The organism is Bradyrhizobium sp. USDA 3240, from assembly GCF_054063295.1.
Window position 1 is genome coordinate 1,338,784 of record NZ_JBSSGD010000002.1, and the last position, 12,154, is coordinate 1,350,937.

The following is a 12,154-nucleotide window of genomic DNA, read 5'->3' on the forward strand; positions in this document are numbered from 1 at the left end:
GTTTCAGACCCGAACGGATTCGATCTGCCGTCGATACGCTGCCAACTGCAACTCGACGATTCTCGCCGCGGAATGATACTTCTGGATCCAGGCTGCTCCGGCCGCACCGAGCCCATGCCGGTCATCCTGATCCGCGACGATCTTGCGAAGCGCCTCGGCGATCTCACTCTCGGTCGACGCCGACAAAGTGGGAGGCGCTTCGGAAAAGAATTCTTCGGCCGTCCCCGAATCCACGTTCGTGATCACCCGCCTGCCAAGCGCCAGTGCCTCAAAGGTAATTCCACCGAACGATGGCAAAACGAACTGATCCAGCACGGCGTGGCTGCGGAGATACGTCCTCCATAATTCCGGTTTGCGCATCGGCGCAAGCCACTGCACCTTATCGTCGAGCCCCAGACTTCGTATCAGCTGCCGCGAGGCGTCAAGGTCGCGTCCCCAGGCGATCATCGCAAGACGCAGCGCCGGCGCCTGCTGCGCAACGCGCGCGAAGGCGCGGATCAACCGGTCATTGCCCTTCACCAGACTGGGGTCCGCATCCCGCCAATCCTGTCGGGTCGGATGAAAGACAACGACCTGGTCGTCGGGCGGCCTGATCGCGCGGTTTCTGGCCCCGAATTCAACGAGCTTCGTATCGTCGAACGCATGCGGAAGCGGCGTGATCCGATCCGGCGGCACGCCAAGCCGTCGTGCGGCAGGCACGCAATCGATGTTGGTGATGAAGACGTGGTCGGCCCCGAGGAACACCGTGGCGGTGAGCCGCCCGAGGCCGTCGTCCTGAAACGGGATTGCGCGCAACGTTCCATGCTCATATGCAAAATAGGGGCGCTGAGCGAGCAGCGGCCAGGCACCGTCGGTCGCGTAGGCCTGGATGACATCAAACCGATCGAGCAGGCCCAAAAGCGGCGCGAGCCGCGCGCGGTAGCTGCCGAAGTCCGCGGCGCTTGGCGGAGAACCCGGCGCACGCCCTTGCCGCCAGACATCAACGAGCCGCTGCTGCTCCGGGTCATCCTTTGCCAGAACGCGTCGCATGACGATGTCGCGCGCCATTGCGGGGGAGCGACGAATCCTCCGCCTTATTTTCTGGCCAAGACGGATCACGCGGGCAGACGCTCGCTGCGAACACACGGACTGCCGGGCTCGATCCAGCGAGCGTCGGAATTCCTCGGCAATGTCCGGCTGCCCGCCAACTTCAGCGCCGATCATTGCGCAGCATAAATTCAGGGGCCCAGAGGCAAACCATCGCGGCCGCTGGTAGCCTCCGAGATCGACCCCGGTCCAGTCCGGAAAGAATGGATCTCCGAGATCTCCCTCAAACGTCGCCTCCTCCCATTCAGGCGAAGCCATGATGTGGTAGTTTTCGTAGGCAATGACATAAGCGTCAATGCCGTGCTGGCGCTGGATCCGGGCATTGTTGAACGCGTTGTTCGCGATGTTGCCGAGGTGCAGTACGCGCAGCGCTCGCCCATGCTGTTCCTGGAAACGACGATGCCAATCCAGGCCTTGCGGCTGCGGCGAACGCGCGATTGCGCCTGGCGTGTCGACCGATGTCACCGGAGATATCCTTGCGACCCGATCATCGGGGTGACGTCCCGGCGAGCGCACTGAGACCTTCCGAAGCAGGCCGCGTTGCGATCTGGAATGGATGCTGCCAATTCCTCGCCAGGGAAATGGCGTTGCGCCGTGCCTCCTCCTGCTCCTGCTGGCGCCGAATGCGATCGACGACGGCAGGCGGAAAGTTTGCCGTGTCCCGATAGAGCTGTCCAAGCCGCGCAGCGATCGCCGATATGCCGTGCCATCGCTCGACGTAGCGCCGGCCCTGCTCGCCGATTGTACGAAGGCTATCCCGATTGCGGATCACCCACAGCAGTGCCTGTTCAAGTTCATCCGGCGTTGCGTTGATGATCGGGCATTCCTCCGGCGCTTCGACCAGATCCGGACTTCTCACGAAGCTCAGGACCGGCTTGCCGAGCGCCATCGCCTCGAGCGCGGTGTAGCCGTAAGCACCGCCGATAAACTGATCCGCCACGATGTCAGACTGGGCGAACAGCGCGAGAACCTCGCTGTTGGGAACGCCTTGTACCTTGCAGTATTCGATGTCGTATCCCTGCACCTTCAGCCTGTCGATCGTCCGCTCCAGGTATTTCGAGCCCTTGAAGTGCGTGTGGTTTGGCGCGTGAGCGATGCGAAGGGGACCGGATGGCGGGGTATCCGGGAGAACTGCATTGAACCGATCCAGATCCAACGGCCAGTAATTGATATGTTTTGCCCCAGGCATGTAGGTCAGCATGTCGCCGAGCGAGACCAGGGCCGTTACGGACTTGGTCAACTCGGAAACATAGTGTTGAGCCTCTGCGTCGTGACAGGTGCAATATTTGGGCGGCTCCGTGCAGTCGACGCAGAAATTCCATCTGCCGAGGGCCAGGGTCGCAAGCCTGGTACGAACATCGGCACCGTACGCATAAACATAGACCCGCTTGCCGGCCCGCCGCAGAGCGGCAAGCTCCTCGGAATTGATCTGCAAACGCTCGGTCGAATCGAGCAACCCGCGGTCGGCGAAGAAGTGAAACACGTCATACCGAACCAGGGCCCATGCGAGCACCAAACGCTGGAACGCGAGCCCCAGGCCAAATTTCACTGCCAGGACGTAAGGCCGTTGGAGATTCAGATCGAAGCGAGACGTTATGACGTAGGTGACGTAGACAAGAGAGGTCGATCGAAAGCCAAGCGCCCGATCTGCCCTGGCCTTGAGCTGCAGGGTCAGGATCGGTGTTACACCCCACAAGCTCCTGGGCTCTCCGCGCCGCAGGCGCACGGCTCCAACTGCCGGAGCGAGCCAAATCGCGAGGTTCAGAACGACAATCGAAAGTGCAGTCGCGACCAGGCCGAGAAGCCTCCGCGGCAGCGCCCGCAGTTTGCGGCGGACGATTGTCCACCCACCCGGCGATCTCGCAATCGACCAGGTCGTTAGCATCCACCTTCGAACGCTCCGCGGCAATACGAGCCGCGCGAGCGATCTCAGTTGATCTCTCATTGCGTGGATCCGCGTTGCGGCGGCTTTTTCGGCGAAAAGCTGTCGTAGAGCGAAACGACCTTCCGCCACTCCGACTTTGCATCCAGCTTTGCGAGGGTCTTCCGCGTATTGGCGGTGAAGGCCGCCCGGAGCGCCTTATCCTGAACCATGCGGTTGATCGATTCAGCGATGGAACGCGGATCGTAGGGATCAAACGTCAACCCGACCTCGTTCTCCACGACGAGACGCTTCGCCTCGGCGTAGTGCGCAACGAGGACGGGAAGATCGGCGGCGAGGTACTCAAAGATCTTGTTGGGAAGCGCAAAGGTGAAGTTGCGGCACAGGGCCGGCAACGTCCAGATCCCGGCATCCGCCCCTCGGGCGGCCGCAACAACGTCCTTCGATGGCACCGGCGGAGCAAGCAGGACCCTGCCCTCCACGCCGCTGCGCTGCGCCAATTCCAGATAGTTGGGGCCAAACAGATCCAGAGACGGCCCCCGAATGACGAAAACACAATCAGGTGCATAGGCAAGGGCTTCAATAATCGGCTCGATCAGGCGCGTCGGGCCGGTTCCCCCCTGCCACAGCAGAACGAACGTCGATTCCGGTAGCCCCAGTTGCTGCTTCAGCGGCGGATACTCACGCGACGGCGTGACCGCGATATCGGGAATGTTGCGGACCACGACGGGACGGCTACCGCCGAGTTCCGCCTTCATTGCGTCCGCAATCGAGTCACATACAGTGATCGTGGCGGACGCCTCGTTAAGACAACGAACTTCCAACTCCTGAAGCGCCCGCTTCCACTCGGACGGATACGGCGCCCAGGCGGACTGCTTCGTATCCCAATGAACATTCTCCGAAAACCACTCGTGGAAATCGACCACAAGGTGCGCGCCTCGGTACTTTGCAGCCGCCATCGCGGCGTAGGCGGTGGAGAGATCATGCGCATGGAACGCAAATGGCTTCCGCTTCACCGCTTCCAGGTAAAGCTGTTCCGCAAAGTAGCCCGGCTGCTCGCTCATGAACGTCGCAGCCGTCCAATCGGCATGCTGAATATGAACGCGCGGTCCCCAATCAAGATTGAAGGTTGCCCCTGCCCCCTTCGTAGGTTCGGGACAGATCACCGTCACGTCATATCCGGCGGCGCCGAGGGCGCGGGCTTCTCGTTCAACTCTCGGGTCCACGCGCAGATCGGAGACGACAAGCATCACCACTTCGCGACCAGAGGCCGATCTGCCAATCTGCCTATTGCGCGACGTAGCATCACCCGCAGCGGACATCTTCGGGATTCGAGCCTGCGCGAACTGCGCACGACGGATCACAAGCCCTGAGACCAGCGCATTCCACCGGCCAAAAAGGAAATAGAATACCGGCCGCAACGCGCGAAAAACGGGAGGATACTGCTTGATGAAGGATGAGATCTGCTTAAGCATCATTCTGTGGCAACTCTAGGAAATCTGCATCGGTGCTGCGGGAAACGCCATCACCACTGACCCACCAGCAAATTGCTATACGCCTTGCACTGGAGAGCAACTATTCTTTCCGCGGAATGGTAGGTCGACATCCATTGAGAGGCAGCCTGGCCTCGGCCTTGGGCATCAAGGGGATCCTGGATGACCTCCCGCATTCGCGCAGCGCATTCCGCGACGCTACCGGCCGCGAGCAACGGCGGCTCCTGGCCGAAAAACATGGCTGTCTGTTGCTGGTCGATGGCTGAAATCAACCGGACACCCAACGCCATTGTCTCGAACCCGACGCCACCGAGAGCAGGAACAACGAATTGGTCAACCACGGCATGCGATACGCAGTAGCGCTGCCATAGCTCCCGCTTGGACATGGTCGGGATCCATTCAACCAGCTCGGACAGGCCGAGTTCCCGGATCAAATCCTTGCTGTCTGCGACCTCTTGACCCCATTCGACGAATACGAGCTTGAAGTTTCTCGTTTCGCGCGCGACTTCGGCCGCGGCGCGGATCATCACGTCGTTGCCCTTCAGCCAGGATGAATTTCCCCGCTTCCAATGATGCCGCGAGGGACTAAAGAAAATCACAGGTCCACCCGTCGGGGGACTTAGTTCCGGGTGCGCATCGCGGAATGCGCGCAGCTTGTGATTATCAAACGCGTGCGGGAGGTAGACCACCCTATCCTTCCTTAGTCCCAACCGCTCGACCGAGGGCAGCACGTCCGAATTGGTTACGAACACCGCGGGCGCGCGCTGAAACGAGATCCGACAGATCAACCCGGTCAGATTGTTCTCGAACGGAATTTCGCGCAGCGTTCCATGCTCATAGCAGCAGAAATTCTTGACGCCGTTCATCATCGGTATCAGGCCGTCGATCGCATATCCCTGGATGATGTCATAGTACAAGAGGACATCCTCGAAGGGCTTTGGATGTATCGTTACATACTCCTCGCGATAACTAAGTGACTGACCATCGAGCTCGGCGGGATCGCTCCTGATTTCGTCCAGCAACGTCTCGATTTCCCGTGCTCGCGTGACGGGATCGGACATCGATCGCGCCACGCAGCCGGTTTCCGAGACCGGAATGAACTTGAGCATGACGCGCTCCAGCAGCGCCAGGAAGCTGAGGGTCAGCGAGCGGGCAAGCGCAGACGACCTCTCGCGAATCCCGCCGGTGCGCAGCCAGCGAACATCCTCCCGCAACGCACTGAGGGCGGAGCGCGCCTCCGCGTCAGCTTGCGGACCCCGTCGCGCAATCTTCAACCATGCAGCAGCCGAGATTCTGTCGAGCCAGTTCGTCTTGAATTGACCCGTGCTGGATTCACGTCCGAGCACGCCGTTTGCGACGAACGTTCCAAGCCATATTCTGTACAGGCTGAGAGGTTGCCTGTTCCGATACCAGGACCGCCCCGGTCCGCTAAGCCAGAGCAGGAATCTCAGATGCCGAGGAACATATTTGGCGAGGAAGCCTTTGTCGTCGCCGGAACGAGCGTCCTGAAGGGCGGTCAACTCCAGTTCCAACCATTTCAAATAGGCCGTGGATCTCCAACCCGCGTTCCGGGCGCGAAGGTATTCGATGCAAAGCGCGGATGGGCCCTGAACAAACCAACGGGGCCGCTTCCATCCCTTCAGGCTTGTTGCCCACCAATCCGGCCTGAAGTGATCCTGCCCAAGCGCCGAGGACCCTTCCTGCAGCGCGCCATCCTCCCACTCCGGGCACCCCATGATGTGGTAGTAGTTGTAGCATAGCACGTCGGCGTGGATGCCCAGCTTCCGCTGAATGCGGGCGTTGTTGTAGGCGTTGTTGGCGATGTTGCCGATGTGAAGAATGCGAAGCGGCCGGCCCATTTTTCGCTGGAAGTCGTCGATCATGCGCAACGCGCGCGCGTTTTCCGCTTCAATCGCCTGCGTTGAGTCGCTGTGATTTACCTGGCTCTCGAGGCCGGTTTCGACGTAGGGAATTGACACTGGCTTAGGCGTCCCGCGCATGAGCAACGAGTCGGCAAGACCCGTTCCAGTTTTCGAGCAAGGATCGCTTTGACGGCATCACGAGTTCAGCGACTTCGCGCGTTCGGCGAGTCTTGCCTTCAGCGCCTTTGGTAGATCTGCGGTCTCCAAATATAGATCCGCCAAATGCGTGCCGAGCGCCTCTACCGAATAGTTCTTCCGGACATATTCAGGGCCCGCGGCTCCGGCTTTGGAAAGCCGCGTGCGATCCGAAATGAGCTGACGCAAGACGTCCTTGATCGTGTCCGGATTTGCTTCAATGACCGGGCAGCTTTCGCGATCGGCGACCGCTACGCCATCGTGCAGGTAGCAGACGACAGGACAGCCTGATGCCATTGCCTCAACGGCAGTCAAGCCGAAGGACCCGCTGATGAGCTGGTCGACAAGAATGTCGATCTTCTGCATCGCCTCCAGTATTTCATGGTGCGGCTTTCCGCTCAGGAGCAGCAGCTCGACTGCATGACCTTCAGCCTGCAGGGACTGGATTGCGCCTTCGAGATACTTCGTCCCCTTGAAATAGCCGTGGTTCGGAAAGTGGCCCACCACCAGCTTTCCATCGCTTTGCGACCAGGTTCGCCGGGGAGAGAATTTGCTCACATCGACCGTCAGATACGGCACATTGCGAGCGCCAGGAATGAGCTTCATGGCCAGCCCGTGCGCCACCACGGCAGTCGAATATTCTCTGATGACCTTGAGCATGGCAGCGCCGCCGGCATCGTCGCAGACACAATAGACACCCGGATCAGGACATTCGGAGCAGAAGTTCCATTTTCCAAGCGCGAGGTTCTTCTCGCGCGTCCTGTGGTCGGCGCCGTATGCGTAGGTATAAAGCCGCTTGCCGGCCTGGCGATATATTTCCATCTCGCGCACCGCGATTCCAAAGCGGGGACTGCCATAGCCGCCGGCCGGCTCGATGATGCCGCGATCATTGTAGAGATGAAAGAAATCGAAATTGGCGATGGCCCAGATCAGCATCAGCCATCGAAGCAGGATCCAGTCCCCGCCACGTTCAGTCACGAGGCGCGCTTGACTTTCCGAGCATACGACATCAAAGTTTGACGACGTATGGTAGGTCGTGAACACCAGCGATTGAGCGTTCACGCCCAGAGCGCGATCTGCCGCAACGCCTGCGGTCAGATTGACGATCGGCGTGACACCCCAGAGAGCGTTCATCTCGCCTCGCAGCAGCCGATCCGTGGTGATCACCCGACAATCGGCCAGCAGAGCATCCCAGAAGTCACGCGCATCAGGGGATTGATCGGGATTTAGGAATGGTCGCAGCGCATCCAGCATGGACGTGAGGAGTTCGTAATCGCCCTCGGCAGCAACCCGGTTCACATTCTCGATAATCGCCTGATCTATGCGTCTTCGTTGCGGTGTCGGGGACAGCGCAGCAACGGCTGCGCCAAAATTATGGTTCGTTCGCGCAAGCTGGGAGAGCCTGGGAAAACGCGAGCCCCCCAACGCGTAGCGAACCGACCGAAATAGCTTCGAAGACACCGGCGGCGTTCCGCACCTGTCTCAAGCGCTGGCTCGATTGATGCAATCAACCACCCGGCGCTGATCTTCCTCCGTCATGTTCGGAAAGATCGGCAATGTGATTGTCGTGTCCTCCGCGAGTGCTGCGTTCGGAAACCGCTCGGGCCGAAGGCCGTATTTGTTCTTGTAGTAGCCGAGCCGATGCACCGCATGCGTGCCCGGTCGGGTCTGAATTCCCGCGCCAGACAGCGCCGACATCACCGCGTTGCGGCGCTCGCGATGTCCGTCAACGATACGAATGACGTAGGATTGGAATGCGTGTCCATCGACGTCGCCGCCGAGCGGTCGCACAATCGAATTGTTCCCTGCCAGCAACTCGGAATAACGATGGCCGAGACGCCTGCGTTCTGCCAGCAGCCGCTCGAGCTTGCCCATTTGCGCGACCCCGACCGCGGCCTGGATGTCGGACAAGCGCAAGTTGAAGCCGAGATTGTCAAACGTCGCCATCGTCCACGGGCCGTGAGGCTCAATCGACGGATCCGGAGCGCCGGTCGAGCCGTGGTTACGCTGCGACCGCACGCGTTCCGCAAGATCATCGCGGTTGGTGGTTACGGCGCCGCCCTCACCCGTCGTGACTGCTTTACGCGGGTGGAATGAAAAGCAGCCGATGTCGCCAATCGCGCCAACCAGCCTGCCCTTGTACGTCGTGCCGATTGCGCATGCGGCGTCTTCGATCACCTGAATGCCACGCGGCCGCGCAATGGCCAGGATCTCGTCCATCGGGGCGGCAAGGCCGAACAGGTGGACCGCGATGATGGCCTTCGTGCGTGGCGTGATCGCGGCTTCCAGCCGTTCCGGATCGATATTGTAGGTCGACAGATCGACATCGACGAAAACAGGCTTCGCACCGACGTATTCAGCCGAGTGCGCGCTTGTGACCCAGGTGAAAGCGGGAACGATCACTTCGTCTCCCGGCCCGAGTTTCAGGGCCATGGTCGCCAGATGCAGCGCGGCGGTGCAGGACGTGCACGCGAGGGCATGCTTGACGTCATGCTTCTCTGCAATGAGCCGCTCGAATCGCTCCGTGAGCGGCCCCTGCGTGACCCATTTCGAGTCGAGGCACTCTCGCAGCAATGCAATTTCAGCTTCGTCGAAACTCGGTTCTGTGATGTTCATTGGATCGCTACTCTCGATGCGTGGAATCCGGCGGGGAGTTGAGGGAAAGGTCTTTGACCTGACCTCAGGCCGAATACACTTCCACTCCGTAAGGTGCCAGCTTCGCCTTCACTTGATCGAAATAGACCGGGCTGATCGCCAACGCCACGTGCCGGATCCCCAGTTCCTTGATCTTGTCGAGACCGCCCACCGGACGTCCGTTCAAGCCGCTTCCCCACGTGGAACGATTTTCATCGAGATAGGCCGCGATCTTCCCGGCGTCGAAGCCGAGATAGAACGGCGCAAACAAGCCCGACGACCCCAAGCCGAAAATGGCGAATGGCTCGCCGGACGCATCGGCTGCCTTGCGGCACCGATCGATCGCATCCATCGCAACCTTGGCCACGGTCGCGTTTTGATCAACTGTGTGCCGATTGAGTTCTGCCACGTTCACCGCGTGCGGCTTCGGCGCAGCAATCTTCCTCAGCAGAACAAAGATCGGCACACCTGCCTCTTTCGAGGACACCACATCAAATCCGGCGGCGTGCGCGAGTGATTCCAATGTATGGAGGGTGAGCTTCGAAAGGTGGTCTGCGCAAAACAGATCGTTCGGATTCTTCGCAAAGTTGGGAACGCGAATGTAGAAGAGGCCCGCCTCCTTGAGGCGGCTGTGCGCCCACTTCAACATGTCGAGCGGATTCTCGACATGCTCCAGGACGCCCAAGGCGACGATCAGATCGAAGCTCGCCGCATCGGCGTCGAAATCCTTGTAGTCGCAGCGTCGAAGCAGGGCGGAGGGAAATCTCTTCTGCAGCACGTCGAATGCCGAGCTCGGCTCGAATGCCGCCGTGCGCCAGTCGGGAGATTCTTCAACAAAATGTCCCAGGAAGTCGCCCTTTCCGGCACCAATCTCCAGCACCGATCCGTCGGCCGGCAGATTGGTCATTTCCCTCAGGATCTGGTGCGTGCGTTCCGCTTGAGAGATGGGAGCCGGACCCGAGAAGCTCTGAATTGCCGCGTCCGGGCTCTTCATCATCAGATTGTAGCTGTCCTTATAGAAGGCTTCGGCACGCCCCCTCGTCCCGCCGGCGTTGAAGATGAGGCCGCATTCCTTGCACAGCCGATTGTCGAGGGATGCCTCGCGAAGCACCATCATGTCTGATGTGATGCAGGTCCCGGAGAAGGACGGATAGATATCACCTAGCTGCGTCGATTCGCATACCGGACATTGCGCTGTCATAAGCTCACTCCTTGTTGATCCGCTGCCGCCTGTCGAGTTCAGAACGCTCACTTAGCCAATCGAATGCTCTTGCAAGCCCCGCAGGATCGTCATTTCCTTGTATGGAAATCGCACCGGAATGTTCTCGCCGTAGACATCTCTTCGAACGAGAATGTCCGGCTCGTTGTATCCAGCCATTGCCCTCAACGAGGTTGTTCCCGAAAATCGGGGATTGATCTCAAACGGAACGACGGCCCCGTCCACGACACGGCACTGCACGTTGATCGGAGCTCTCGGTGAAAGCGAGCCGGCGATTTTTTCGCACGCGCTTCGCACATCAGGCCAGTCGGCAATATGTCCCTGCGAAATGCCGGTCGAGATCACAAGCCGCAATCCGAGATCGGGACGCCCCGACCGGTTGGGGACCTGAGTACGGATCGTCAGGGCGTTGTTGATGACCCGCCTGATCGCAAGCGAATTGAGGAGGGCACCATCCGCACCGAACAGCACGCCGACCGTATATTCGTCGTCCGAGGTTCCGATGTATTCCTGGATGATGAAGGCTTCAGACGTCGCAAGCAGATAGCGCGAGAAGGCCAGCAGCTCTTCGCGCGACTGAACGATGAAGACATTCGCCGACCCGCCGCCGCCGACCGACGGCTTGAGGATTGCCGGCAGGGTCTCCCATTGGTCGAGATCCGACAGATCGCGCACTTCCATGAAGCTCGGTGCCGACAATCCGCACGAGGCCAGGTGAGCCATCGTTTTCGTCTTGTCCTGACAAATCTCCAGAACGGTCGGTGGATTCACCGGCACGTACAGGCCGTCAGCCTCAAGCGCGGATCGTGCCCGGCTCAGAACAGCCATCTCGGGTTCGGACCCATGAAAGACCGCAACACATTTTTCCGAGTGGGCCAGCGATCGAAGCTCATCCAGATACGCGGGGTGGCTCGCCCGCGGCAATTGCACGAATTTATTGACGAGGTTCCGGTTGGCGCACAGATCGCTCACGTCGGTGCCAACGATGTCGTACTCGAGCTCGCCCAACCGGAGAGCCTTGAGTATTTGCTCGCCGTGACCGCCGCCGCCGATCCCCGTCAGCAGAACCTTTGCGCGTCTAGTCTTCAAGATTGCACCTCATTCGCTTTGAAATCGGCGCACCTCTCAAGCAAAGAAGCGACCGGGGGCGCAAGCGGGTAACGCGGCAGGACTCGACGGCAGGGACCCGAGATATCGAAGCGGATGATCTCTGCGGTCCGCTCAGCTTGATCGAAGATGCAGACCGATCCCCGAAGGTCACTTCCTCGCGGAAGGCCGCAACTCCCGACATTGACAAACAGCTTGTCCGCGTGCCGCCGCACAAAGGGATGATGCGTGTGTCCCATGAAGACGACGTCTGCGTCGGTCTCCGCATAGTCCGACAGGCTGCTGTCCGGATAGACGTAGCCCTCCAACGGGTCCTTCGGGCTGCCGTGAACAAACAGGATCGTCCCACGCTCATCGCGGACGGTCAGTTTCGACGGCCAGCTCCCGACAAAGTCGCGCTCATCGTTGCTCAGCAGCGCAAACGTCTCGCGATGACGATAGATCGCCTCACGGTCCGCAGCCGTCGTCTGCCGGACGAGCATGTCGTCGTGATTTCCTCTCACGATGTGGATGCCGCCCGACCGAAGCGCGCTGACAACGCCCTTTTCTGGGATGTAGCCAACCGCGTCCCCCAGGAAGTAGATCGCATCGGCCTTCGCGTCCGCCAGGATGGCCAGCGCCAGCTCGAACGCCTCGATATTCCCGTGAGCATCGGACAGAATGCCGAGGCGCATGC

General features: G+C 60.1%; 9 protein-coding genes. All 9 read right to left on the reverse strand.

Annotation, left to right across the window (positions count from 1 at the left end; translation table 11 throughout):
- Positions 1 to 3 precede the first annotated feature (3 nt).
- On the reverse strand, positions 4 to 1,551 hold the full coding sequence (locus ACVIGA_RS07065; RefSeq protein WP_456665810.1) for a glycosyltransferase family 4 protein: 1,548 nt from the start codon (positions 1,549 to 1,551) through the stop codon (positions 4 to 6).
- Positions 1,552 to 1,573: 22 nt separating this feature from the next.
- The gene (locus ACVIGA_RS07070) at positions 1,574 to 2,971 is read right to left on the reverse strand and encodes a glycosyltransferase (RefSeq protein WP_456665811.1); all 1,398 of its coding nucleotides are present in this window, start codon (positions 2,969 to 2,971) and stop codon (positions 1,574 to 1,576) included.
- Positions 2,972 to 3,027: 56 nt separating this feature from the next.
- The gene (locus tag ACVIGA_RS07075; RefSeq protein ID WP_456665812.1) at positions 3,028 to 4,446 is read right to left on the reverse strand and encodes a glycosyltransferase family 4 protein; all 1,419 of its coding nucleotides are present in this window, start codon (positions 4,444 to 4,446) and stop codon (positions 3,028 to 3,030) included.
- A 47-nt stretch (positions 4,447 to 4,493) separates the two neighbouring features.
- Positions 4,494 to 6,440: a glycosyltransferase gene (locus ACVIGA_RS07080; protein WP_456665813.1), complete on the reverse strand. Its 1,947-nt coding sequence runs from the start codon at positions 6,438 to 6,440 to the stop codon at positions 4,494 to 4,496.
- A 78-nt stretch (positions 6,441 to 6,518) separates the two neighbouring features.
- Positions 6,519 to 7,979 (reverse strand): glycosyltransferase, encoded by a 1,461-nt coding sequence (locus tag ACVIGA_RS07085; protein WP_456665814.1) that lies wholly within the window; start codon positions 7,977 to 7,979, stop codon positions 6,519 to 6,521.
- 21 nt (positions 7,980 to 8,000) lie between these two features.
- Complete coding sequence (locus ACVIGA_RS07090; RefSeq protein WP_456665815.1) at positions 8,001 to 9,134, reverse strand: DegT/DnrJ/EryC1/StrS family aminotransferase; 1,134 nt, start codon at positions 9,132 to 9,134, stop codon at positions 8,001 to 8,003.
- A gap of 64 nt (positions 9,135 to 9,198) precedes the next feature.
- On the reverse strand, positions 9,199 to 10,353 hold the full coding sequence (locus tag ACVIGA_RS07095) for a class I SAM-dependent methyltransferase (RefSeq protein WP_456665816.1): 1,155 nt from the start codon (positions 10,351 to 10,353) through the stop codon (positions 9,199 to 9,201).
- A gap of 51 nt (positions 10,354 to 10,404) precedes the next feature.
- On the reverse strand, positions 10,405 to 11,460 hold the full coding sequence (locus tag ACVIGA_RS07100; protein ID WP_456665817.1) for an ATP-grasp domain-containing protein: 1,056 nt from the start codon (positions 11,458 to 11,460) through the stop codon (positions 10,405 to 10,407).
- Entirely contained in the window at positions 11,457 to 12,152 is a 696-nt protein-coding gene (locus ACVIGA_RS07105) for a metallophosphoesterase family protein (RefSeq protein WP_456665818.1), read from the reverse strand. Before ACVIGA_RS07105 ends, ACVIGA_RS07100 begins: the two co-directional genes overlap by 4 nt.
- Positions 12,153 to 12,154: the final 2 nt, after the last annotated feature.

Bases quoted from the DNA above. Each gene is read 5' to 3' on its own strand.
- ACVIGA_RS07070 (WP_456665811.1), bottom strand. From the start codon at position 2,971: ATGCTAACGACCTGGTCGATTGCGAGATCGCCGGGTGGGTGGACAATC.
- ACVIGA_RS07075 (WP_456665812.1), bottom strand. From the start codon at position 4,446: ATGATGCTTAAGCAGATCTCATCCTTCATCAAGCAGTATCCTCCCGTT.
- ACVIGA_RS07090 (WP_456665815.1), bottom strand. From the start codon at position 9,134: ATGAACATCACAGAACCGAGTTTCGACGAAGCTGAAATTGCATTGCTG.
- ACVIGA_RS07095 (WP_456665816.1), bottom strand. From the start codon at position 10,353: ATGACAGCGCAATGTCCGGTATGCGAATCGACGCAGCTAGGTGATATC.
- ACVIGA_RS07105 (WP_456665818.1), bottom strand. From the start codon at position 12,152: ATGCGCCTCGGCATTCTGTCCGATGCTCACGGGAATATCGAGGCGTTC.